20 protein-coding genes are annotated in these 24249 nt (G+C 67.5%); 11 read left to right on the plus strand and 9 right to left on the minus strand.

The features are described from left to right. Positions 1–124: 124 nt before the first annotated feature. The 4 genes from B5X90_RS13600 (at position 125) to B5X90_RS13615 (ending at position 2792) form a co-directional block, all read left to right on the plus strand. A complete protein-coding gene (locus B5X90_RS13600) occupies positions 125–601 on the plus strand; it encodes an FHA domain-containing protein (protein ID WP_079553888.1) in 477 nt (158 codons plus the stop codon). 104 nt (positions 602–705) lie between these two features. Further along, the gene (locus tag B5X90_RS13605; protein ID WP_370119917.1) at positions 706–1341 is read left to right on the plus strand and encodes a transcriptional regulator FtsR; all 636 of its coding nucleotides are present in this window, start codon (positions 706–708) and stop codon (positions 1339–1341) included. Then, complete coding sequence (locus B5X90_RS13610) at positions 1341–1844, plus strand: bifunctional nuclease family protein (RefSeq protein WP_028275904.1); 504 nt, start codon at positions 1341–1343, stop codon at positions 1842–1844. The genes B5X90_RS13605 and B5X90_RS13610 overlap by 1 nt, the downstream gene beginning before the upstream one ends. A gap of 351 nt (positions 1845–2195) precedes the next feature. After that, on the plus strand, positions 2196–2792 hold the full coding sequence (locus tag B5X90_RS13615) for a MerR family transcriptional regulator (protein WP_079553890.1): 597 nt from the start codon (positions 2196–2198) through the stop codon (positions 2790–2792). Between the two features lie 112 nt (positions 2793–2904). On the opposite strand, the gene B5X90_RS13620 is transcribed toward B5X90_RS13615, so the two are convergent. Beyond that, complete coding sequence (locus B5X90_RS13620) at positions 2905–3792, minus strand: ParA family protein (RefSeq protein ID WP_079553892.1); 888 nt, start codon at positions 3790–3792, stop codon at positions 2905–2907. Positions 3793–4107: 315 nt separating this feature from the next. Here B5X90_RS13620 and B5X90_RS13625 point away from each other — a divergent pair, with 315 nt between their 5' ends. Continuing rightward, complete coding sequence (locus B5X90_RS13625) at positions 4108–7503, plus strand: pyruvate carboxylase (RefSeq protein ID WP_079553894.1); 3396 nt, start codon at positions 4108–4110, stop codon at positions 7501–7503. 189 nt (positions 7504–7692) lie between these two features. Here the strand turns inward: B5X90_RS13625 and B5X90_RS13630 are convergent, their stop codons facing one another. After that, complete coding sequence (locus B5X90_RS13630) at positions 7693–9513, minus strand: AMP-dependent synthetase/ligase (RefSeq protein ID WP_079553896.1); 1821 nt, start codon at positions 9511–9513, stop codon at positions 7693–7695. Between the two features lie 223 nt (positions 9514–9736). Between B5X90_RS13630 and B5X90_RS13635 the strand changes: the two genes are divergently transcribed. Next, on the plus strand, positions 9737–10831 hold the full coding sequence (locus tag B5X90_RS13635; RefSeq protein ID WP_143264754.1) for an ROK family glucokinase: 1095 nt from the start codon (positions 9737–9739) through the stop codon (positions 10829–10831). 72 nt (positions 10832–10903) lie between these two features. Here B5X90_RS13635 and B5X90_RS13640 read toward each other — a convergent pair whose 3' ends face one another. Genes B5X90_RS13640 through B5X90_RS13650 form a run of 3 tightly spaced genes read right to left on the minus strand, consistent with a single transcriptional unit; the run spans position 10904 to position 13225 of the window. Beyond that, a complete protein-coding gene (locus B5X90_RS13640) occupies positions 10904–11632 on the minus strand; it encodes a hypothetical protein (protein ID WP_079553899.1) in 729 nt (242 codons plus the stop codon). Then, positions 11625–12428, minus strand: coding sequence for an alpha/beta hydrolase (locus tag B5X90_RS13645; RefSeq protein ID WP_079553902.1), 804 nt, complete (start codon positions 12426–12428; stop codon positions 11625–11627). Before B5X90_RS13645 ends, B5X90_RS13640 begins: the two co-directional genes overlap by 8 nt. After that, complete coding sequence (locus tag B5X90_RS13650) at positions 12425–13225, minus strand: alpha/beta hydrolase (protein WP_079553905.1); 801 nt, start codon at positions 13223–13225, stop codon at positions 12425–12427. Before B5X90_RS13650 ends, B5X90_RS13645 begins: the two co-directional genes overlap by 4 nt. 112 nt (positions 13226–13337) lie before the next feature. Here B5X90_RS13650 and B5X90_RS13655 point away from each other — a divergent pair, with 112 nt between their 5' ends. Together B5X90_RS13655 and B5X90_RS13660 are read left to right on the plus strand one after the other, a co-directional pair. Then, the gene (locus tag B5X90_RS13655; RefSeq protein WP_079553907.1) at positions 13338–14153 is read left to right on the plus strand and encodes a lysophospholipid acyltransferase family protein; all 816 of its coding nucleotides are present in this window, start codon (positions 13338–13340) and stop codon (positions 14151–14153) included. A gap of 84 nt (positions 14154–14237) precedes the next feature. Further along, positions 14238–15632: a class II 3-deoxy-7-phosphoheptulonate synthase gene (locus B5X90_RS13660; RefSeq protein ID WP_079553910.1), complete on the plus strand. Its 1395-nt coding sequence runs from the start codon at positions 14238–14240 to the stop codon at positions 15630–15632. A 152-nt stretch (positions 15633–15784) separates the two neighbouring features. On the opposite strand, the gene B5X90_RS13665 is transcribed toward B5X90_RS13660, so the two are convergent. Then, positions 15785–17950: a Stk1 family PASTA domain-containing Ser/Thr kinase gene (locus B5X90_RS13665; protein ID WP_079553912.1), complete on the minus strand. Its 2166-nt coding sequence runs from the start codon at positions 17948–17950 to the stop codon at positions 15785–15787. Positions 17951–18071: 121 nt separating this feature from the next. Then, on the minus strand, positions 18072–19460 hold the full coding sequence (locus tag B5X90_RS13670; RefSeq protein WP_079553915.1) for a LysM peptidoglycan-binding domain-containing protein: 1389 nt from the start codon (positions 19458–19460) through the stop codon (positions 18072–18074). Between the two features lie 308 nt (positions 19461–19768). Between B5X90_RS13670 and B5X90_RS13675 the strand changes: the two genes are divergently transcribed. Then, positions 19769–20122 carry an Rv2175c family DNA-binding protein gene (locus tag B5X90_RS13675; protein WP_026266238.1) on the plus strand — a complete coding sequence of 118 codons (354 nt, stop codon included), beginning with the start codon at positions 19769–19771 and terminating at the stop codon, positions 20120–20122. 168 nt (positions 20123–20290) lie between these two features. Here B5X90_RS13675 and B5X90_RS13680 read toward each other — a convergent pair whose 3' ends face one another. Both B5X90_RS13680 and B5X90_RS13685 read right to left on the minus strand, forming a co-directional pair. Continuing rightward, complete coding sequence (locus B5X90_RS13680; protein ID WP_079553917.1) at positions 20291–21385, minus strand: polyprenyl synthetase family protein; 1095 nt, start codon at positions 21383–21385, stop codon at positions 20291–20293. Further along, positions 21382–21909 (minus strand): hypothetical protein, encoded by a 528-nt coding sequence (locus tag B5X90_RS13685; protein WP_079553919.1) that lies wholly within the window; start codon positions 21907–21909, stop codon positions 21382–21384. The genes B5X90_RS13680 and B5X90_RS13685 overlap by 4 nt, the downstream gene beginning before the upstream one ends. Before the next feature lie 211 nt (positions 21910–22120). On the opposite strand from B5X90_RS13685, the gene dinB reads away from it, so the two are divergent. Next, on the plus strand, positions 22121–23281 hold the full coding sequence (gene dinB / locus B5X90_RS13690) for a DNA polymerase IV (protein WP_179129147.1): 1161 nt from the start codon (positions 22121–22123) through the stop codon (positions 23279–23281). 293 nt (positions 23282–23574) lie between these two features. Beyond that, positions 23575–23946, plus strand: a complete 372-nt coding sequence (locus B5X90_RS13695; RefSeq protein WP_028275888.1) for a DUF3040 domain-containing protein — start codon at positions 23575–23577, stop codon at positions 23944–23946. The last annotated feature ends 303 nt before the right edge of the window (positions 23947–24249 follow it).

Raw genomic sequence — 24249 nt, forward strand, 5'->3', positions numbered from 1 at the left:
GTTGTTGGGATAACAAAACAAAGCCGCGCCCCGCCGAAGGGCCTCATTACCGGGACTGCAAGGCTTTTCCGGACGGCATGCGTTGTTTGCAGGGGGGACACCTGCAACGAATGAGGAGGACTCAATGTTTGGGCACGAACGGAACGACACCGGTGACGGTTACCGCACGGGTGGAGTGAAGGCTTCGGAGACCACGTCGATCAACCTCACTCCGGTGCGCGACGAACCCAATTTCACGCCGAAGCTTTCGACCGAGGAACGGGCAGCGGTTGAGGCCCTTCCCTTCGGGTCGGCCCTGCTCGTGGCGCACAGCGGCCCCAACGCCGGTGCGCGGTTCCTGCTGGACTCCGACGTCACCACGGCGGGCCGCCACCCGGACGCCGACATCTTCCTCGACGACGTCACTGTCTCGCGCAGGCACGTTGAATTCCGCCGCACTGCACGCAGCTTTGAGGTTGTGGACACCGGGAGCCTGAACGGCACCTACGTCAACCACGACCGCGTGGACTCGGTGGAACTGAAGTCCGGCAACGAGGTCCAGATCGGCAAATTCCGCCTCACCTTCTACCTCAGCCCTGCCCGCGCAGCAGGCAACGTCTGATTCCGGGGTAGTTGCCTGTGGCCACGGCACATGCGGATCGGCGCGGACCCCAGGTTCTGAACATCGGGGAAGTCCTGGCTCAACTGAGCGACGACTTCCCCAGCATGACTGCGTCAAAAATCCGGTTCCTTGAAGAAAAGGGACTTATCAACCCGCAGCGGACCCCTGCCGGCTACCGTCAGTATTCCGAGAACGACGTCGAACGGCTCCGCTTCGTCCTCTCACTCCAGCGCGACCAGTACCTGCCGCTGAAGGTCATCAAGGACTACCTTGACGCGATCGACCGGGGCGAACGGCCGGAGAACCTGCCGGCAGGCGTCACGTTGTCCCCGCGGATTGTCTCCGAGGAGCTCGCCTCCGAGCTGCAGAGCCGGGCACGCCGGCTCAGCGAGGAGCAGTTGCGCGCCGAATCCGGGGCGAGCGTCCCGCTGCTGGAATCGCTCCTGAGCTACGGCCTGATCGGGCACGTCAACGGCAAATTCGACGAACACGCGCTGCAGGTCGCGCGGGCCTGCGTCCAGCTGGAGAGCCATGGCCTGGAACCCCGCCACCTGCGGCCCTTCCAGGCGGCTGCCGACCGCGAATTCGGGCTCGTGGAGCGTGCCGTGGCCACCCTGACCTCCCGCAAGGACGCAGCCTCCCACGCCCGCGCCGCCGAGGCGGCCCGGGAAATCAGCGACCTCTGCCTGTCCTTGCACCAGGCGCTGGTCCACGACCGCATCTCAAGGATGGACATCTGATGATTGAGGTGGAGATTGTCGGCGTGCGGATTGAGTTGCCGTCCAACCAGCCGCTTGTCCTGCTCAAGGAAATCCATGGTGAGCGCCACGTGCCCATCTGGATCGGGACCCCGGAGGCCAGCGCCATCGCCCTGGCCCAGCAGGGGGTCATCCCGCCCCGGCCGATGACCCACGACCTCCTGGTGGACGTTGTCGAGGCCCTGGGCCACACGATCGTCAGCGTCAACATCGTGGCGGTGGAGGACAACATCTTCTACGGGCAGCTGCAGTTCGAGAACGGCACCACCGTGAGCTCCCGGGCCTCGGATGGATTGGCCGTTGCCCTGCGCGCCAAGTGCCGGATCTGGTGCGCCGACGCCGTCATGGATGAAGCCGGCGTCCGGATTACCGAACACGACGAGGGCGAGGATACGCACCCCGGTCCCGCCGTGGACGAGGAAGGCGAGCTGCGGCGCTTCCGCGAGTTCCTCGACGACGTCGAACCTGAAGACTTCGGCGGCTGAGCCGGCCCAGGCAGCCCGGTCCAGGGAACCTGCCGGGATTGCGGGCGCGGCTGTGACTGCTGGTGTTTCTGATACGTGCGTGACAGCTGTGGTGGCACCAAACGTTAAAGTCGAGGATGAAACTTTCGACACGCCCCCGGAATAGCCCCAACGTCTTTGACCTTGGGCCCCGGCAGGCCTAACGTCGGAGGTACAAGTTCCCATTGCATACGGTAGCCGCGCAAGTCACACTGGAAGGTGCAGCCCGGCTGAATTACACGGATGAAGTATTCATCCTGTGTCATGCAGCTGTTCACATCTATTGCTGCCGATGCAACAAACCCAGGGGAACCCACGACAAGGAGGGTCCACGTGAGTCCGAAAGGCGAAGCAGGCGAGCTGAAGCAGGCCTCAACGGCCGGCATTGCTGTGCCCGCCAGCGGTGCCCAAGGCCTGCTGTTCACCGAGGATCTCCCCGTTCTGGACGAGGACGCGGGCTACCGCGGACCCACCGCCTGTAAGGCGGCCGGCATTACCTACCGCCAACTCGATTATTGGGCGCGCACCGGACTCGTTGAGCCCGCCGTCCGCGGCGCGGCCGGCTCCGGCTCGCAGCGGCTCTACGGTTTCCGCGACATTCTGGTTCTCAAGGTGGTCAAACGGCTCCTGGACACGGGCGTCTCCCTGCAGCAGATCCGCACCGCCGTGGAGCACCTGCGGGAGCGCGGCGTCGAGGACCTTGCCCAGATCACGCTCATGAGCGACGGCGCCAGCGTCTACGAGTGCACATCGGCAGATGAAGTCATTGATCTCGTCCAGGGCGGCCAGGGGGTGTTCGGCATCGCCGTCGGCCGCGTATGGCGCGAAGTTGAAGGAAGCCTCGCAGCCCTTCCCAGCGAACACGCCGCGGACCAGTCCTTTCCCGACGACGAGCTGAGCAAGCGCCGGGCGGCCCGCAAGATCGGCTAGCGCCCACAGCTGCAGGCACGACTGAATACAACGCTTAGTTCAACAGAATGAGGCCGCCTCCCGGACAGGGAAGGCGGCCTCATTCTGTTGGGCTGTGTACGGCAGTCCGGGGCTACCGAAGGCTGCGGTCGCGGACAGCGCCGGCCGGGGCCACGCCGCCCTGGTTCAGCAGGTTCTGCAGCAGGGCATCGAAGAGCCCGGCCGCATTCTTGGCCGAGTCGCCGGGCCAGTGGTGGATGGAGTGGGCCGCGCCCTGGATCTGCTGCCAGTTGGCCTGCTCCGGGATATGCGGGCTCAGCAGCAGCTGGCCGAACATGGATTCCATCTCCGAGAGCCGGAACGAGTGTTCGGCCGAACTGCTGCGCACCCGGTTGGCCACGATGCCGGCCGGGGACAGCTTGGGGGCGAATTCCTGCCGGAACAACTGGATGGCGCGCATGGTGCGTTCCGTGCCGGCCACCGAGAAGAGTCCGGGCTCGGCCACCAGGGTCACCTTGTCGCTCGCGGACCACGCCATCCGGGTCAGGCCATTCAGTGACGGCGGGCAATCGACCAGGACGAGTTCGTAGTTCTCCGCACCGGCCAGGACCGTGGAAAGCCGGCGGAGGTCGCGGCGGCCCAGGTCGGGGCGGTCGTAGATGCCGGTATAGGCAGAGCCGACGGCCACGTCCAGGACGGAGGTTGCCGCGCCGGACTGAATTCTGCCGTTGGCGCTGCCGTTCGCACTGGCGTTGCCGCGGCCGTTGATCCGGGCGTGTTCCACCCAGCCGCTGGGGACCACGTTGTCCGCCAGATGCGCCCGCCGCGGCGACCTCAGCATCCTGCCGATATCGAGCTGATCGTCCGGGCTCACGCCCAGGGCAGTGCTGGCGTCAGCATGCGGATCAAGGTCGACGACGAGGGTGGGGATGCCGGCGGCCAATGCCGCCGACGCCAGTCCGGTGGTCACGGATGTCTTGCCGACACCGCCTTTGAGGCTGCTGATGCTCACTACTTGCACTTGAAAAACCAATACCTAACGCCGGTTGCCGAGACGGGGTCGTGCCGGCTCCTGCGTTCTTCGGAGCCGGGGCGTGCATGCGCCACCCACCCACTCATCATATGTTGATGCTCCGGCGAAACCCGTTTCATCCGGCGTGGGGCGCCAGACTCGCCAATCGGACGGACGGGGAAAGCTGCAAGGCCAAGGCCCTGCCCATCGCGGCGTCCGTGACGGATAATGCTGTGACAGTCGCCACAATGATTTGTGTTTGCCCGCACAGGTCCTAGACACTGTGAGCACTTACCGATACGCCCGCGATGAAGCAGGAGAAGTATGTTTTCTAAGATTCTGGTGGCCAACCGCGGCGAAATCGCGATTCGCGCCTTCCGCGCGAGCTACGAGCTTGGTGCCAAGACTGTCGCTGTGTTTCCCCACGAGGACCGCAACTCCATTCACCGCCAGAAGGCCGATGAGGCGTATCTGATCGGCGAGGAAGGACACCCGGTCCGGGCCTACCTGGACGTTGATGAGGTGGTGCGCGTGGCCAAGGAGTCCGGGGCGGACGCCATTTACCCCGGTTACGGTTTCCTCTCCGAGAACCCGCGCCTGGCGCGGGCCGCGAAGGAGGCCGGCATCACCTTCGTCGGCCCGCCGGCCGAGGTCCTGGAACTCGCGGGTAACAAGGTTGCCGCCCTCGAGGCCGCGCGCAAGGCCGGCGTCCCGGTCCTCAAGTCCAGCCAGCCGTCGAAGGACCTGGACGAACTGATCGCCGCCGCGGATGAAATCGGCTTCCCCATCTTCGCCAAGGCCGTCGCCGGCGGCGGCGGGCGCGGCATGCGCCGCGTGGATACCCGCGAGGCGCTTCCGGAGGCCCTGCAAGCCGCCATGCGCGAAGCCGACGCCGCGTTCGGCGACCCCACTATGTTCCTGGAACAGGCCGTCCTGCGCCCGCGCCACATCGAGGTCCAGATCCTGGCCGATGCCGAGGGCAACGTCATGCACCTCTTCGAGCGGGACTGTTCCATCCAGCGCCGCCACCAGAAAGTCATCGAAATCGCGCCTGCCCCGAACCTCGACGAAGGCATCCGGCAGGCGCTTTACCGCGACGCCGTGAAGTTCGCGAAGGCGCTGAACTACGTCAACGCCGGTACCGTCGAATTCCTTGTCGACACGGTGGGTGAGCGGGCCGGCCAGCACGTGTTCATCGAAATGAACCCGCGCATCCAGGTCGAGCACACCGTCACCGAGGAAGTCACCGACGTCGACCTCGTCCAGGCGCAGCTGCGGATCGCCGCCGGTGAGAGCCTCGCGGACCTCGGCCTGTCCCAGGAGAGCGTCCAGCTCAAGGGCGCCGCCCTGCAGTGCCGCATCACCACGGAGGACCCGGCCAACGGCTTCCGGCCCGACGTCGGCAAGATCACCGGCTACCGCTCGGCCGGCGGCGCCGGCGTCCGGCTCGACGGCGGCACCGTCTACTCGGGCGCGGAGATCAGCCCGCACTTCGACTCCATGCTGGTCAAGCTGACCTGCCGCGGACGCAACTACCCGGCCGCCGTCGCCCGGGCCCGCCGCGCCCTCGCCGAATTCCGCATCCGCGGCGTGTCCACCAACATCTCCTTCCTGCAGGCCGTCCTGGACGATCCCGACTTCGTCGCCGGGGACGTGGCCACCTCGTTCATTGACGAACGGCCCCAGCTGCTGAAGGCACGGGTCTCGGCCGACCGCGGTACCAAGTTGCTGACCTGGCTTGCCGACGTCACGGTCAACAAGCCCAACGGCGACCTCAAGGTCCACACGGACCCGGCGGACAAGCTTCCGGCCCTGGATGACGCCGCGGCCCGGCCTGGATCCCGCCAGCGGCTCCAGGAACTCGGCCCGGAAGGGTTCGCCCGTGCCCTGCGCGCGCAGGACGCCGTGGCCGTCACGGACACCACGTTCCGCGACGCGCACCAGTCCCTGCTCGCCACCCGGGTGCGCACCCGCGACCTCGTGGCGGCCGGTCCCGCAGAGTCCAAGCTGCTCCCCGAGCTGCTCTCTGTCGAGGCCTGGGGCGGGGCGACCTACGACGTCGCCCTGCGCTTCCTCGGTGAAGACCCCTGGGACCGGCTTGCCGCCCTGCGCAAGGCCATGCCGAACCTGTGCCTGCAGATGCTGCTCCGCGGCCGCAACACCGTCGGCTACACGCCCTACCCGGAAGAGGTCACGGTGGCCTTCGTCAACGAGGCCGCCGCCACGGGCATCGACATTTTCCGGATCTTCGACGCCCTCAACGACGTCAACCAGATGGCTCCGGCCATCCGGGCCGTCCGCGAGACCGGTACCGCCGTCGCCGAGGTCGCCCTCTGCTACACCGCGGACATGCTGGACCCGGAGGAAACGCTCTACACCCTGGATTACTACCTGGAGCTGGCGCAGAAAATCGTCGACGCCGGGGCGCACATCCTTGCGATCAAGGACATGGCCGGGCTGCTGCGTCCGGCTGCCGCGGCGCGCCTGGTCTCGGCGCTGCGGGAGCGGTTCGACCTCCCCGTCCACCTGCACACCCACGACACCGCCGGCGGCCAGCTGGCCACGCTCCTCGCGGCCGTGGATGCCGGCGTGGACGCCGTGGACGTGGCCTCTGCCTCGCTGGCCGGAACCACCAGCCAGCCCTCGGCCTCGGCCCTCGTCGCCGCGCTGGCCCACACGCCGCGCGACACCGGCCTCAGCCTGGCGAACGTCTGCGCCCTCGAACCCTACTGGGAGGCCGTCCGCCGGGTCTACGCGCCGTTCGAGTCGGGACTGCCGGGGCCCACGGGCCGGGTCTACCAGCACGAAATTCCGGGCGGCCAGCTCTCCAACCTGCGCCAGCAGGCGATGGCGCTGGGCCTGGGCGAGCGTTTCGAGGCGATCGAGGACATGTACACCGCGGCGGACCGGATCCTCGGCCGGCTGGTCAAGGTGACCCCGTCGTCCAAGGTGGTGGGCGACCTCGCCCTGCACCTGGTGGGCCTCAACGCCGATCCCGCGGACTTCAACGAGAACCCGCAAAAGTACGACGTCCCGGATTCCGTGATCGGCTTCCTCTCCGGCGAGCTCGGTGACCCGCCGGGCGGCTGGCCCGAGCCCTTCCGGACCAAGGCGCTGCAGGGGCGCACCGTCAAGGTCCGCGACGTCGAGATCAGCGCCGAGGACAGCGCTGCGCTCAACGGTGACTCCAAAACCCGTCGGGGCACGCTTAACCGCCTGCTCTTCGCCGGGCCCACCAAGGACTACCAGAAGAGCGTGGAGGCCTACGGCAACCTTTCGGTGCTGGACACGCGGGACTATCTCTTCGGGCTGCAGCGCGGCGCGGAGCACGAGATCGAGCTCGAGAAGGGCGTCCGCCTGATCGCCTCGCTCGAGGCCGTCTCCGAGCCGGACGAGAAGGGCATGCGCACGGTCATGTGCACGCTCAACGGCCAGTCCCGGCCCGTGGTGGTCCGCGACCGTTCAGTGGTGAGCAACGTCAAGGCCGCCGAACGCGCCGACACCTCCCAGCCCGGCCAGGTCGCCTCGCCGTTCGCGGGTGCCGTCACGCTGACCGTCAAGGCCGGGGACACCGTCAAGGCCGGCGACACGGTGGCCACGATCGAGGCCATGAAGATGGAGGCGTCCATCACGACACCGGTGGCCGGCACCGTTGCGCGGCTCGCCGTCGCCGGGATCGAACAGGTCCAGGGCGGGGATCTGCTGCTCGTCGTCGAATAGCCGCAGCGCGGCAACCCGCACCCCATCAACACACAAGGGTCCTTCCGGCTTCCGCCGGAAGGACCCTTGTGTTTATGCCGGACATTGCCTCCCGAACGAAAGCGGGGTCAGATACGGCCCATCTGGGGGCGCCGGATGGGCCGTATCTGACCCCGCGTTGCTCTGGTGCGGGGCGATTGCGGTTGCAGCCTAGGCGAGGGTGGGTCGCTTGGTGCTGTACATTTCCTCGATCACGTTCTCGAAGTCCTTGAGCACCTGGGCCCGCTTGACCTTCATGGAGGGGGTCAGATGGCCGGAGGCCTCGGTGAAGTCGGCCGGCACGATCCGGAAGGACTTGATTGCCTCGGCCTGGGATACGGACTGGTTGGCGTGGTTGATGAGCTCCTGGACCGCGGCCTTGACGGCGGGGTTCTCGGCAGCCTCGGCGAGCGAGGTCGAGGCCGGGAGCCCGTGGCGGCCCAGCCAGCCGGGCAGGGCTTCTTCATCCAGGGTCACCAGGGCGCCAATGAACGGGCGGTTGTCACCGACCACGAGCACCTGCGAGACGAGCGCGTCCGCGCGGATCTGGTCCTCCAGCAGGGCCGGGACGACGTTCTTGCCGCCGGCCGTGACGATGATTTCCTTCTTGCGTCCGGTGATGGTCAGGAACCCCGACTCGTCCAGCTGGCCGATGTCGCCGGTGCGGAACCAGTCGTCCTCGAAGGTCGCGGCGGACAGGTCATCGCGCTTGTAGTAGCCGCGCATGACGCACACGCCCCTGGCGAGGATCTCGCCGTCGTCCGCGATCCTGACGGAGTTGCCCGGAATCGGGGCCCCGACGGTGCCGATCTTGATCAGGTCGGGGGTGTTGACGGTGATCGGCGCCGTGGTTTCAGTCAGCCCGTACCCTTCCAGGATCTGCATGCCGATGCCCTGGAAGAAGTGGCCCAGCCGTTCGCCGAGCGGGCCGCCGCCGGAAACGGCATGGGAGACGTTCCCGCCCATTGCGGCCCGGAGCTTGCTGTACACGAGCTTGTCGAACACGGCGTGCTTGAGCGTCAGCACGAGCCCGACCTTGCCGGCCTGCCGGGCCCGGGAGAATTCGATGGCGGTGTCCGCGGCGCGGTGGAAGATGGCGCCCTTGCCGCCGTCCTCGGCCTTGGTCAGGGCCGAGTTGTAGACCTTCTCGAAAACGCGCGGGACGGCGAGGATGAAGGTCGGTTTGTAGCTCTGCAGATCCGGCAGCAGGTTCTTGATGTCCGGGGTGTGCGCCACCGTGACGCCGGCCGCGACGGCCAGCACAGAGATGAAGCGTGCGAAGACGTGGGCCATGGGCAGGAACATGATGGTCCGCGCCTGCTCGTGGACGATCGTGCCCAGCGACGTGACCAGCGCGTTCTCGGACAGTTCCACGAAGTTGCCGTGCGTCAGCTCGCAGCCTTTAGGCCGGCCGGTGGTGCCCGAGGTGTAGATGATCGTGGCGACATCGTTCAGGGACGCCTGGCTGCGCCGTGCTTCGAGCTCGGCATCGCTGATGCCGGCTCCGGCCGCACGGACCTCGTCCAGGCTGTCGCCCTCGAGCTGCCAGACATGCCCCAGGGCGGTGAGCCCTTCGGAGGTGGCCGCCTGCCGGATGATGTCCTCGTGGTGCGCCGATTCGCCGAACGCGGCCACGGCGCCGGAGTCGCCAAGGTTCCAGGCCACCTGGGAGGGGGAGGAGGTTTCATAGATCGGGACCGAGACGGCGCCGGCGAACCAGATGGCGAAGTCGATCAGGGCCCATTCATACCGGGTGCGGGACATGATGCCCACCCGGTCGCCGGCTTCCACACCGCTGGCCATGAGGCCCTTGGCGAGGGCCGATACGTCGGCCAGGAATTCCGTGGCGCGGACGTCCTGCCACTGGCCGGCTGCGTCGAGCCGCGAGAACAACGCAGGGTTGGAGGCCTTGGCCGCCTGGCGCACCACGAGATCGGTGACGTTGGTGTCCGGATCGACATTCACCAGTGGCGGGACAATGATTTCTCGCACGACAGCTCCTTTGGTATCCATAGGCCCGCAAGGGGTACCGCTAAGCCTAGTATGCGGTCCCCCGAAGGTGTGTTCTGCGACACCTACTGGCCAGTAACTTTACGGTTGGGGCCGCCGTTTCGCCAGTCGGGGATGCTGCGGGCACCTCCGTGGCGCTCTGCTGCCGGGTCATGCGGCCGGGTCTTCGCGGCTGCGGCGGCCCGGGCGAATAGAATGGGGCACCATGCAGACACCAACACCCGGCGGGCAGCCCGGCCTGCGCCGCCGGACCGCCGCCTGGCGAAGCAGGACCCTGGCCGGAGCCGCGTCCGCCACGGCCGGGCACGACCTCCGCTCACACCTGCGGCTGGGCCGCAAGGGCCTGGCGATCGGCGTCGACATCGGGGGAACCAAGGTTGCTGCCGGCGTGGTGGACGCCGAGGGCAGGATCCTCAGCCAGGCGAAACGCTCCACCCCGGGCAACGACCCGCGTGCCGTGGAACAGGTCATTGTCGAACTGGTCGCAGAGCTCGGCGCCGGACACCGGATCTGGTCGGTCGGAATCGGCGCCGCTGGCTGGATGGACCTCGACGGCGGCACTGTCCTTTTCAGCCCGCACCTGGCTTGGCGCAATGAACCGCTGCGCGAGAACCTGCAGCGGCTGCTGCGCCGACCCGTCCTGCTGACCAACGACGCCGACGCCGCCGCCTGGGCGGAATGGCGCTTCGGCGCCGGGCAGGGACAGAGCCGTCTGGTCTGCATCACCCTGGGCACCGGAATCGGCGGGGCCATGGTCATGGACGGACGGCTCGAACGCGGCCGCTTCGGTGTGGCGGGGGAGTTCGGCCACCAGATCATCATGCCGGGCGGGCACCGCTGCGAGTGCGGCAACCGCGGCTGCTGGGAACAATACGCCTCGGGCAATGCGCTCGGCCGCGAGGCCAGGGAACTGGCCGCCGCGAATTCCCCGGTGGCCCAGGAACTGCTCAAGGCCGTGGACGGCGACGTGGGACGCATTACGGGCGTGATCGTGACGGAGCTGGCCAAGGCCGGCGACCAAGCCTCCCGCGAACTCCTCGAGGACGTCGGGGAATGGCTGGGCCTTGGCCTGGCGAACCTCGCAGCCGCACTGGACCCCGGCAAGTTCGTGATCGGCGGCGGGCTGTGCGACGCCGGCGAGCTGCTCGTCGCGCCCGCCCGGAAGGCCTTCGCGCGGAATCTCACCGGCCGCGGCTTCCGCCCCGCGGCGGAGATCGAGCTGGCGGCCCTGGGATCCAACGCCGGACTGATAGGCGCCGCCGACCTCTCCCGGGTCAGCAGCCGCATGCACACCCAGTAGTTTGCCTTCCCAGGCCCTGTACCAACGAGAGCGGCGGCTGGCGCCCTGACCGGGTGGACTAAACCGGGCGGACTAAATGCGAGCCCCGTCGTCGTGCTCGTCCTTCTCACCCGGCAGCTTCATGATCAGGAACACCACGGAGGCTGCGAACGCGGCCACCATACCCACGATCGCCAGCGTCGGGGCCGACCGCCAGAACATCGCCGAGAACACGAGCGCAATCGGGCCGCCCACCGCGCCGATCCAGGCAAGGACGGTCATCGGATCGGCACCGGCCAGGCTGGGCGGCTCCTCCGGGACGAACACGCCGTCGTCGTCGTCGTCGGCCTCATAATCCCGGGGGCCGGATGCGGTGTCCGGTGCCTCACTGCTGCCCGCGGCCGGGTTCCCCGGGGCGGGGGCGAGCCGCTCCCTGGCGGAAAGCTCGATCGGCGCGACGCCGGCGAGGCCCAGCGGGTCGAAATCGCTGAACGACCTCGCCGTAGACGAGCCAGCGCCGGAGCCGGATCCAGCGCCGGTGGCGCTGTCCGTTCCGCCGGCCGTGCCGCCAGCTGCCTGGTCCCCGCCTGCCCCGACCCCTTCGAGCCTGGCGACGAGATCCAGCCAGACGGCGTCGTCATCGGCAAGCGGTGCGTCCGCGGCGGCCGGGTCCTGTGCCTCAGGGGGCGGGGTGGCGCCCGGACGCTGGAGGCCGGGAGCGTCAGCGACGGCATCAGGGGCAGGTGACCTGTCGTTGTCCGGGTCAGGGATCTCGGGGTCAGGGGTCTCGGGGTCCGGGACGTCGGGGTCCGGTTTAGTCATTGGCCGTGTCCTTCCGGCTGGCGCGGGCCGCGCCCGGACCGGCTGCGGCTGCAACAGACCGGACAAATTCGGCCGTGCCACGGAAGATCTCGGGCGCGTCGTTGTCCATGGTAGCGACGTGATAGCTGTTTTCCAGCCGGACCACCTCGAGCGGGGCGTTGGTCAACCCGCGGCGCAGGGCCTCCATGCTGGATTCGGACACCACATGGTCCACTGTGGAACGGTAGACCCGGACCGGAGCCGTGACGCGGGGCAGCAGCCGCACGGTGTCCTTGAACATCTTGTTAAGCTCGTGCGCGGCGGCCACCGGAGTGCGCGGGTATGCGTACTCATCCATGCCCGGTTTGAGGATGTCATTGGCGATCGCCGGGGTGCTTTTGAGGACAAACTTCAAGATGCCGGCCAGCGGGGCGCGGGGATCATCGATGACGAGGCCGGGGTTGACCACCACCACCCCCGCCACGGGGCGGGTGGCCGCGATCCGCAACGCGAGGGCGCCGCCCATGGACAGCCCCGCCACGAAGACGACGTCGCATTCTTCCGCAAGCTCCAGGTAGGCCGCGTCCAAGGCGGCATGCCAGTCCTGCCAGCGGGTCTTGGCCAGCTCCTGCCAGCTCGTTCCGTGCCCCGGCAGCAGGGGCAGCCGGACGGCGAACCCGGCGCCGGCCAGGGACGACGCCCAGTCCCGCACACCGTGCGGGCTGCCGGTGAAGCCGTGCGAGACCACGATGCCGGTCCGGGGGAGGGTTCCCGTGAACGGGCTGCTGAACGGCGAGTGGTCCGGGAGGATGCTCATGGGGTCTCCGAGGGGGCGCGGGGCGGCGAACTGGCGTGGGCGTGCTGGAGGAAGAAACGCACTGATTCTTCAAAGAGTAGCGGCGCATCGGCGTCCAGGGTGGCAACGTGCCCGCTGTGCGGGAGGGGAATCACGGTGAGTTCCTGGGACCCGAGCCGCCTGCGCAGCAGCGCCAGGGACGAGGGCGGGACGACGGCGTCGGTGCCTGACTTGAAGACCAGGGCCGGGGCGGAAACGGACGGCAGGTCCCGGAGGGTCGCGGCGAACAGCCGGCGCAACTGGTGGACGGCGGCCAGCGGCGTCAGGGAGTAGTCACCGTCATCGGTGGTGGCCGCCGTGGAATTCTCCTCCTGGATGGGCGTGGTGGTGCGCTGGAAGTACTTGAGCAGTCCCACGATCCGGACCCTGCGGTCGTAGAAGCTCAGGCCGGGGTTGACGGCGGCCACGCCGGCCACGCTGTGGCGGGCCGCGGTACGCAGGGCGATCGTGCCGCCCATGGACAGCCCCGCCACGTAGCAGTCATCAGTCCGGGCGGCGAGGTCCAGGTACGCTGTTTCGAAGCTCCTGTACCAGTCCTGCCAGCCCTGCCGGGCGAGGTCCCGCCAGTGGGTGCCGTGCCCGGGCAGAAGCGGTACCGATACGGCGAAGCCCTGCGCGGCGAGGTGGCGGGCCCACGGCAGGACGCTGAGCGGGCTGCCTGTGAAGCCGTGGCAGATGGCCACTCCGGTCCGGGCGTTGGGGCCGTGGCCGGGGTAGCTGAAAGCGGCCGGCGCAGGGGGAGTGCTGCTTTCAGTCATGAGCCCATCGTGTCACCCTTGGCGCCAAAACTCACTAGAGTAAGGTGTCCATTGAAGCCTGGCCGGGCCCGGTTCGGGCCGCAGGCCAGACGCCTTCCGGAGAGGTCACCGAGTGTTTTATTGGTTCATGAAGACGTTTGTCCTGGGGCCGGTGCTCAGGCTGCTGTTCCGGCCCTGGGTCAAGGGCCTTGACAACGTCCCTGCCGACGGCGCCGCGATCCTTGCCTCTAACCACCTCTCCTTCTCGGATTCCATCTTCATGCCGGTCATGGTGCCCCGGCCGGTCGCGTTCCTGGCGAAATCCGAATACTTCACCGGCACCGGGATCAAGGGCAGGCTGACCGCAGCGTTCTTCCGGCTCACCAACCAGCTCCCCATGGACCGGTCCGGGGGCGCCGCGTCCGCGCAGTCGCTGAACGCCGGCATGGACGTGCTCAAGAAGGGTTCCCTCCTGGGCATCTACCCCGAGGGGACCCGCAGCCCCGACGGGCGCCTCTACCGCGGCAAGGTGGGGGTTGCGCGCCTTGCGCTGCAGGCCCGCGTCCCGGTCATCCCGGTGGCAATGATCGGAACGGACAAAGTCCAGCCGATCGGCAAGCGGGTGCCCAACATCCGCCGCATCGGCATGATCTTTGGCGAACCGCTCGACTTCAGCCGCTACTACGGGATGGAGGATGACCGGCTGATCCAGCGTTCAGTGACTGACGAGATCATGTACGAACTCATGCGCCTCTCCGGCCAGGAATACGTGGATGAGTACGCCGCCGTCGTGAAGCTCCGCCTGGCGGGCAAAGCGCAGGAGGCGGGCCGCGACGCAGGCCCGAACACAGCGCAGGACGCAACCTCTCCCACGCCGGAACAGGGTCCGGAACAGGCCCCGCCGGCGACGGCAGGGGAGGACGGCCCGGAGATTCCCGGCGGCGCCTGAGTCCTGCCCAGTTGCCATATGACGGAAACTGCGCGGTCAATGACAGGCGGAACCGCCGAACAGCCACAGTACAACTATCCTTAGATAGTGACCGAGCTATCTGAGAAACCAGTTTCCCCGCTGACCAGCACCGCCCAGAGCGGAGCCGCCAACTATCCCGGACTGGACAACTGGCGGGAGCTCCCGGCCTCGCAGCAGCCCACCTGGTCGGACCCGGCTGTGTTCGAGGCGTCCGTCAAGGAACTTTCCGTCCTCCCGCCCCTCGTGTTCGCCGGCGAAGTGGACATCCTTCGCGAACGGCTCGCCGCCGCCGCGCAGGGCAAGGCGTTCCTGCTCCAGGGCGGCGACTGCGCCGAGACCTTCGAAGCCGCGACGGCGGACAAGATCAGCGCCCGCGTCCGGACCATCCTGCAGATGGCCGTTGTCCTGACCTACGGCGCGGCCATGCCCGTCATCAAGATGGGCCGCATGGCTGGCCAGTTCGCCAAGCCCCGCTCCTCCAACGATGAAACGCGCGAGGGCGTCACCCTGCCGGCCTACCGGGGCGACATCGTCAACGGCTACGATTTCACGCCCGAGTCCCGCGCCCACGACGCCGGCCGGATGCTGACGGCTTACCACACCTCCGCTTCGACGCTGAACCTGATCCGCGCCTTCACCCAGGGCGGTTTCGCGGACCTGCGCCTGGTGCACCAGTGGAACAAGGGCTTCACCGAGAACCCGGCCCACGCCCGCTACGAGTCCCTGGCCCGGGACATCGACCGTGCCATCAAGTTCATGTCCTCCTGCGGTGCCGACTTCGAGGCCCTGAAGCGGGTGGAATTCTACGCGAGCCACGAGGCCCTGCTGCTGGACTACGAGCGCGCCCTGACCCGCATCGACTCGCGCACCGGGCTGCCCTACGACACGTCCGCGCACTTCCTGTGGATCGGGGAGCGGACCCGCGAGCTGGACCACGCGCACGTTGATTTCCTCTCCCGCGTCCGCAACCCGATCGGCGTCAAGCTCGGCCCGTCGACCAGCGGCGACGACGCCCTGCGCCTGATCGACAAGCTGGATCCGAACCGGGAGCCCGGCCGGCTCACCTTTATCACCCGCATGGGTGCGGGCAACATCCGCGAGAAGCTGCCGGCGATCGTCGAGCGCGTCACCGCCTCCGGGGCCCAGGTCCTTTGGGTCACCGACCCCATGCACGGGAACACGGTCACCTCGCCCAACGGCTACAAGACCCGCAATTTCGACGACGTCATTGACGAAGTGCGCGGATTCTTCGAAGTCCACCACGCGCTCGGCACCGTTCCCGGCGGCCTGCACGTGGAGATGACAGGGGACGACGTCGCCGAGTGCCTCGGCGGAGCCGACCCGATCGACCAGGAAGCCTTCCTGGACCGCTATGAGTCCGTCTGCGATCCCCGCCTGAACCACATGCAGTCGCTCGAGATGGCGTTCCTGGTGGCCGGAGCGCTCTCCAAGCGCTGACGCACTGAAGGGCAGAACGTTTCTTGCAGAGTCCATCTGGCAGAGCGCATTCTGACAAACCTTTCTGACAGAACGTTTCTGATAAAAGCTCCGCCCGGCTTCAGCAGCCGGGCGGAGCTTTTTGTGCGATGGCAGGGGGAGCGGGGCGCCGGTCAGACGACGGTGAGCGTGACGGTCGAGCCTTCCGGGGCCATCGTGTCCACCGGGTTCTGGTCCCGGACCGTGCCAAAGAAACCGCCGAGGATGTTATCGACCTGGACCTTGAAGCCGAGTTTCTCAAGGGCTTCCTGGGCCTCCGAGGCCTGCTTGCCGATGAAGCTGGGCACCTCGACGAGCTTCGGGCCCTTCGAGATGGTCAAGGTGACGGTGCCGCCCTTGGTCAGGTTGCCGGAGGCCGGATCCTGCGCCAGCACCGCGCCCTCGGGTACATTCCTGTCGTTGGCCCGCTCCGGCGCAACCACGGCCTTCAGGCCGGCGGCTTGCAGGGCGTTCACGGCGGCGTCCTGCGCCTGGCCGCGGACATCCGGCACCGGGATGGGCTGCGGGCCCTTCGAGACGGTCAGGCCCACGGGCGTCCCGTGCTTGACCGGGTTGCCGCTGCGCGGAGCCTGGGCAAGGACGGTTCCGGCAGGGGCCTTCTCGTCGTAGGTCTCGGTAATCGGGCCCAAAGCCATCTGGGCGCCGTTGAGGGTGGTCTTGGCCTCGTCGAGGCTCTTGCCGGCCAGGTCCGGCAGCGGGAACAGCTCCGGGCCCTTGGAAACGGCCAGCGACACGGGCTGGAACTTGCGGATGACCTTCCCGGCGGTCGGCTCCGAGCCGACCACGAGCCCGGGCGAGACGTCGTCGTCGAAGACATCCTTCACGGTGGATTGGAAGCCGGCGGTGCGGAGCAGGTCCTGGGCCTCGGCAACGGTCTTGTTCGCCACCGGGGGAATCGTTCCCGGTGACCCCGGACCCATGCCGAAGAACCAGCCGGCGACGGCGGCGAGCAGCGCCGCGGCGACGAGCAGGACGATCCACAGCAGGCCGCGGCGCCGGGGGTTGCCCTCGTGCAGCGTCCTGGTGGGCGTGGCGGCGGCCCGCTGGCGCGCTTTCTCCCCGTCCCGGTCCAGCTTGCGCTGGGCGCGTTTGCTTGGGGCAACCGCACTCTCCGCCGGGCCGTCATACCCGGCTCCGTCGTAAGCCGCCTCGTCCGGGGTGGACAACGGTCCGTAGGCCGGACGCCGCGGGGGACCGGACATTACGGTGGTCGGGTTGCCACTGGCACGGGAAATCATCTCGGTGGGCCGGGCGAGGCTGCCGTAAACCTCAGTCTGCAACTCCGTGGGCATTTCGGTGGGCGGCAGCACGTGGGCCGTTGCCTGCGCGTCTCGCGCGCCCGGCGCCGGACCGGCACCGCCTGGCAGCCGGCGTGGCGGTGCAGCCACGGCCGGCAGGCTACTGCGAGCCGCCGGCGGCTGGAGGTCGAGTTCGGCGTCGCTGAGGTTGGTCCTGATGTGCCGGAGCTCGGACAACAGGGCGCCGCCGTCGACGGGGCGCTTGTCCGGGTCCCGGTCCGTGCACCACTGGACGAGTTCGTCGATCTCGGCAGCCAGCCCGGGCACCTCCAGCGAAGGCGCTGCGACGGTGGAATTGACGTGCTGGTAGGCGACCTGGATGGGCACGTCGCCTTCGAACGGCTGCCGGCCCGTGATCATTTCGTAGAGCATGATCCCGACGGAATAGATGTCGCTGCGTGCATCCGCCTGTTTGCCCAGGACAAGTTCGGGGGAGATGTAGGCGACGGTCCCGATCAGGGCGCCCGTGCTCGTCGACGTCGAGATAGCGCGTGCCAGGCCGAAGTCGCCGAGCTTGATCCGCCCGTCGTCGGCGATCAGGACGTTTTCGGGCTTGATGTCCCGGTGGATAATTCCGGCGGCGTGCGCGGCGCCGAGGCCTTCGACGACCGGATCGATCAGCGCCAGAGCCAGCCGCGGCGACAGGGCGCCCTTGTCATTGAGGACATCCCGCAGCGTGTGGCCCTTAATGAATTCCATGACCAGATACGCGAGCCGGCCGTCTTCGCCCTGGTCCAGGACGCCCACGACGTGCGGGTGGGAGAGCCGGGCGGCAGCCTTGGCTTCGCGGCCCAGCCGGTCAAGGAACTGCGGGTCGTCGGCCAGATGGGGATGGAGCACCTTCAGCGCGACGTCACGCTCAAGGCGCTGGTCCGTGGCGAGGTACACGGTGGACATCCCGCCGCGGGCAAGCCTGGATTGAACCTGGTAGCGGTTGTCCACCAGGTTCCCTACGAGAGCGTCCGACACGTATTCCTGCACCTTACAATCGTAGTCGCTGGACAGAAACGGGCCCGAATCAACATCCGATCCGGGCCCGTAGCGTCACGCTCCGCTGTAGGGGAGCCTGTGCTGGAGTCTGTAGTTGGCCGAACGGCCGGGTTTAGCCGAACAGCTGCCGGTTGGCCTTGATGGCGGCGACGTAGCCCTTAGTGTCCTCGTACATGCCGTTCTGGCTCACCGAGTACTGGCCCTGGTAGTAGCCGGCGATTGCGGTGTCCACATCCGGGCTCGTGCGAACCAGCTGGCGGATGATCGCGATGCCTGCCGTGGCGTTGTCGTACGGATCGAGCAGGTTCAGCTTGCGGCCCACCAGATCGGAGGCCCATTCGCCCGAGGACGGGATGACCTGCATGGTGCCGATCGCATTGGCCGGTGACACGGCACGCTGGTCGAAGCCGGATTCCTGGAAGGCAAAAGCCAGTGCAAGGCTGGCGTCCACGCCCATGCGCCGGGCCGTGTCCGCCACGATCGACTTCATCTGCTGGCGGCTGGGCACCGGAGAGGCGTTGAGCAGCGCCTTGTTCTGGTTGGCCGAGCTGACCACCGCGGCCGGGTAGCTGAACCCGAGGAACGTGCTGGGCACGAGGGGCGTGGTGGTGGCAGGCGTGCTCGATGCCGGTGCGATGGTCGACGCGCCGGGGATGACGAGCTTCTGGCCCGGGTAGATGATGCTCGACATCGTCAGCCGGTTGGCCGAGAGGACGTCCGAGAGCCTGACACCGTTGCGGGCCGCGATGCCGGAGAGAGTGTCGCCCGCCTTGATGGTGTAGGAGCCGGAACTGGCAGGCGCGGGCGCCGACGGCTTGGGTGCGGTGGCCGTCACGGGTGCGGAGGGGGCAGGAGTGCTGGATCCGCCGCCGACCTTGACCTTCTGGCCGGGATAGATCACCGAGCTCATGCCGAGCCCGTTCCACTTGAAGATTTCGGAAAGCCCAACGCCGTGGCGAGAAGCGATGGCGCTCAGGGTGTCGCCGGATTTAACGACGTACACGCTGCCGCCGCCCGAGGCGGGCGTTGCCGGAGTCGATTCCGCCGGTGCGGACGGTTTGGGCGCTGCCGCCGTCGAACCCGTGAGCTTGATCTTCTGCCCCGGGTAGATGATGGTGTTCGCCTGCAGGTTGTTCAGCTTGAGCACGGCAAACGTGTCCAGGCCGTAGCGGCCGGCAATGGCGCTGATGGTGTCGCCGCGGGCGATCGTGTAGACGGCCGGAGCGGCCGGCTGCGCGGGCCGCAAGGCGCTCGGCAGCGTCACCGGGACGGAGGCGGCCGGGATCACTGCCGCCTTCAGGGATGTCGCCGCGTCAGCCTTTGCCTGGGCACGCATGGCGGCCGCGAGCGTTGCCGGGACCGAGCGCACACGCGATTCGGCTGCGGCGGGCTGGGCGATCGCCAGGGATGAAAGCACGACGGCGGGAAGCGCCGCCGTCGTCGCCGCGATTAGCGGCAGGCTGCGCCCCGGACGGAGCTGTGGCGAACGTGAGGTTGTCATTGGAAAGATCCTCTTCTCAGCGGCAACGCTGCGGTCAGGCCGGTAGAACTGGTGTTACCAGTGTGACAAAAGTTATTTCTGTTACAAATGTGATCTATGTGAATCTCTCATGAATTGGCAATTAGCACAAGAACCGTTTGACATTCCGCAAACCGGATTCCGGTGGAGTGTCGCCCCGAAAGCCGTTCCGGTGGAGTCCCGGGTGGAGCCGGGCGGCATTCCGGCGTGGCGGGACCGGCCATGGCGGCAGCGTGAATTCTGCGGATGCCGACTAGGCGGCGGGGCACCGGCCATGGCAATCTTTATGCGTGAGTAATGTAGAAAGCCTCGTGGGCGAATGGCTGCCCCTGCCCGATGTCGCACAGCTTCTGAACGTATCTATCACCAAGGTCCATGCATTGCTGGACGAGCGTGCGCTGGCGGCCGTGAGAATCGGCGACCGGCGCATCCGGTCCGTGCCTGCGGCTTTCATCCAGGACGGGCACGCGGTGGAGAGCCTGAAAGGCACCATTGTTGTTCTCTCAGACGCCGGATACTCGGATGAGGAACTGATCAACTGGCTCTTTACGCCGGACGATTCCCTCCGCGGCCGGCCCATTGACGCCCTGCGGGAAGGGCGCAAGACCGAAATTCGCCGCAGGGCACAATCACTGGCCTGGTAAAAGCACACCGGCAGCAACACTGCGCCGGCAGCATCCTCCGGACGTGCCGTGCCGTGCCGTGCCGTGACGGGCCGTGCACAGCGCGAGCGCCGTGCGCGGCCCGCCGTGTTTCCGGACACCCTTTAACCAGGCACCCTTTAAAAGGGGATACTGCCGTGGGGGGCCGGGTTACGCGGCGCGGCTGACCGTGGCTTCTGCCAGCCTGCGGAGCGCGGTTTTGGGCAGCTCCTGAAGCGGCAGCAGATCCAGGGCGGCGAAGGCAGCCTTGCCGAACTCCTCGATGAGCACTTCCGTGGCCTGGAGCGCACCGCAGTCCACGATGATCCGCCGGATCTCCTCGATGTCCGCATCGCCGAGATCGGGGCTGCCCAGCTTGGCGTCGATGAACTCTGATTCGGCCGCCGAGGCCTGGTCCAGGGCGAAGGCCACCAGGACCGTGCGCTTGCCCTCACGGAGATCGTCCCCGGCAGGTTTGCCGGTGGTGACGGGGTCACCGAAGACGCCAAGGACATCGTCCCGCAGCTGGAACGCCTCGCCGAGCGGCAGGGCGAAGGCGGAATAGCCGCGCAGCAGCTCGTCGCCGGCGCCGGCCAGGGCGCCGCCGAGGGCGAGCGGGTGCTCCGTGGAGTATTTGGCCGACTTGAACCGGATGATGGACTGGGCCCGGCTGACGGCCCCGGCGCGGTCCCGTCTCGGCCCGGCGACCTCTTCCAGGATGTCGAGGTACTGCCCGGCCATGACCTCTGCGCGCATGAGGTTGAAGATCAGCCGTGCCGGGCTGCCGGAGGCCGCCCGGTGTCCGATCTCCGTGAACGATTCCTCGCTGAAGGACAGGCAGAGATCCCCGGTCAGGATCGCTGCCGCGTGGCCGAACCGCTCGCTGTCCAGCGCCCAGCCCTGGGCCTCGTGCAGTTCAATGAACCTGCGGTGGACGCTGGGTCCGCCCCGGCGGGTATCCGAGCGGTCAATGATGTCATCGTGGATCAGGGCCGCGGCCTGGAACAGCTCCAAGGCCGAGCCGGCCGTGACCACCTCGGCCGCGCCGGCTTCTCCGCCGGCACCGCGCCACCCCCAGTAGCACATGAGCGCACGCAGGCGCTTTCCGCCTGTGACAAGGTTTGAGATCGAGCCCATGAGCGGATCGATGTCCTGGGAGATCGAGGCCATGACGGCCTGCCGGCTGGTCAGGAACTCGGTGAGCTTGCCGGCGACGGCGGCCACGTAATCCGCCTGCTCGAGCCGTAGCTGTTCGGCGAGACTCACTTGACGGACTCGGCGGCGACGTTCGCACCGATCGTGAACGTGGACACCCCTGTTGTCTGCATGACGGAGATATTCACGGTTTCGTTGTCCCCGCGCAGGAAGTCCTTGGAAGGCAGGGCGCCGACGGTTTCCCCGGGGACGGGCTTGAAGCCCTGCGCCTGCAGCCCCTTGGTGTAGAAAGCCAGGACATCGGCGGCGGGGGCGGTGATGCTGCCGACCAGTGCCGCGGTTGCCGGCACCGTGGTTTTGTCGAAGCTGCTGGAGACCACCTGGGCCCCGGGCATCAGCGGCAGGAGTTTCTGCGGGAAGCCGGGCACGAGGGCGCCGACCGTTGCTGACGTGCCGGGCTCTGCGGAGGGGCTGGGGGGAGCCGTGGTGGAGGACTGCGCAGAGGCGTCCGGGGTCGACGCCGGCGACGCCGCCGGGCTCCCGGTGCCGGCAGGCGTGCATGCGGCCAAAGCCAATAGCGCGCCCGCCGCCGCGATGGCGGCTGCGGCACGTTTGCGCTGTCCAAATACCTTCACAGGGACTTTCCTCCTGGGGTTGAAGCGGAATCAGCCTCCAGTTTAGTCAGTCCCCGGGCATAGGATTGAAGACGTGGGGCCGGACGCAGAGAATCAGCAGGGAGTGCAGACGAATATGTACCCCAACGGGCCCTCGAATGCGCAACCCCAGGTCCAGCCCCCCGGCAGCCCGGGAGGGGACTCCCTGCTGGAACTGCGGCGCAGCAGCATCATGCACGTGGACATGGACGCCTTCTTTGTCTCCGTGGAGCTGCGCAGCCGGCCCGAGCTGAAGGGAAAGCCCGTGATTGTGGGCTACCCCGCGGACCGCTCCGTGGTGCTCTCCGCGTCCTATGAAGCCCGCGCCTTCGGCGTCAGATCAGCGATGCCCATGGTGGTGGCGGCGCGGATGTGCCCCTCAGCTGTCATCATCGAGCCCCGCCACAAGCTGTACTACGAAGTGTCCGGCCAGATCATGGCAATCTTTGGTTCCATCACCGACCTCGTCGAGCCGCTCAGCGTGGATGAGGCGTTCCTGGACGTCGGGGGAGCCATCCGGAGGCTCGGGCCACCACGGGAGATTGGCGAACTCATCCGGGCGCGCGTGTTCCGGGAGCTGGGCATTACGGCATCAGTGGGCATCGCCGCCAGCAAGTTTGTCGCCAAGATCGCATCCACCCGCTGCAAACCGGACGGACTGCTGCTGATCCGGCCGGAGGAAACCGTCCCCTACCTGCACAGCCTTCCCGTCAGTGCGCTCTGGGGAGTGGGCGGCAAGACCGTGGAGGTGCTGGCCCGCCGGGGCATCAGGACGGTGGCGGACGTCGCCGCGTCGCCGCTTCCCTCCCTGCGCAAGTTGCTGGGCGCATCGGGGGAGCATGTCTACCGGCTCTCCTGGGGCATCGATCCACGGCCCGTGACGCCGGTCCGCCTGGAAAAGAGCATTGGTGCCGAGGAGACGTTCGCCACTGACACCGCGGATGACGCGCTGCTTCACCGGGAGCTTCTGCGCCTTTCGCACCGGACGGCGGAGCGCCTCCGCAGCGCCGGCATGCACGCCCGCACCGTGGCGCTCAAGCTGCGCTACGCCGACTTTTCCACCATTACCCGCAGCCGCACCGTGAGCACACCGATCGATAGCGCCCAACTCCTGTACGCGGTGGCAGTGCAGCTCCTGGACTCGGTGGGTGAGCGGCCCATGACGGTCCGGCTGGTCGGCATCCGCGCCGAGCAGCTGGAAGAGGCCGCCGATGCCCCGCTTCAGCTCAGTCTTGACCGCCGGGACGACAACTGGCGGGCCGCCGAACAGGCCCTCGATGCTGTCACCCGGAAGTTCGGCAACAAGTCAGTCCTTCCGGCCCGGCTCCTGGATTCCGGGGGCGCCCCGGAGTGAGCGTGGCCGGAACCCCGGCGGGCGCCCGTTCCCAAGGGTTCCGGCGGCGAAAGGGCCTTAAGACTGTCTTTCAGAACAGGCCGCAACAATCTATCCTTATTAATACCTAGGTTTAGGACTACTGGATCGTCCGTTCGGGCGACCTGGCCAGCTAAGACCGGCGCGGGAGAGCTGAATTGACCCCCTTTTCACCAATGGCGGTGACGGGGGAACCACTTCGGAATCCCGGGCGTTAGGGAATTAGGGCAATGGCCACGTCATGCCCGGACGTTGGCAGACTTGAGGAGGTCGTGATGCCGCTCTCGGAACACGAACAGAAGTTGCTGGAGCAACTTGAGAAGCAGCTGCATGAGGACGACCCAAAGTTTGCAAGTTCAATGGGATCGGTCCCCGGGCGCTCATGGTCCACCCGCCACCTTGTCATCGGCGTGCTCGCGACTCTCGCGGGCGTGCTGCTGTTGTTGGTCGGGGTGTCGATGCAGAACATCTTTGTCGGGGTCCTCGGCTTTGTTGTGATGGGCGCCGGAGTCTATTTCGCCACCATGCGCAGTTCTGCGGTCGGCAAGGCCAGGGCAGCCGGCGGACGCAAGCAGGGCAAGCCCAGGAGTTCGTTCATGAGCAACCTTGAGCAGCGCTGGGACGAACGGCACGGGGGCGAGTCCTGAACCGCTCAGTGACGGCCCCGTAAAGTCCTCCACTTCCCGCCACCGGTCCGCCGGGGAGCGGCGCAAGACCCGCTTCGGCGGGTCTTCGCCATTTAATGCGGCAATTCCCGGCACGTTTCCTGCAGCCTTGCTCGGATTTGGCTTCGATGGCGCCGCAAAACGGACGACCGCGTCGAATTATGTGCTCCCGCGCCGGTGCGCCCCGTCAATCGGTGGGGGCCGGAAGGCAAGCGGGCAAAATCGCTCCACTTCCCCCACCAGTCCCGGTTCCCTGCAAATGCTGGGAAGAAGGGGGATAAACAT

The sequence above is a fragment of the Arthrobacter sp. 49Tsu3.1M3 genome (genome assembly GCF_900168135.1).
GTDB lineage: Bacteria > Actinomycetota > Actinomycetes > Actinomycetales > Micrococcaceae > Arthrobacter.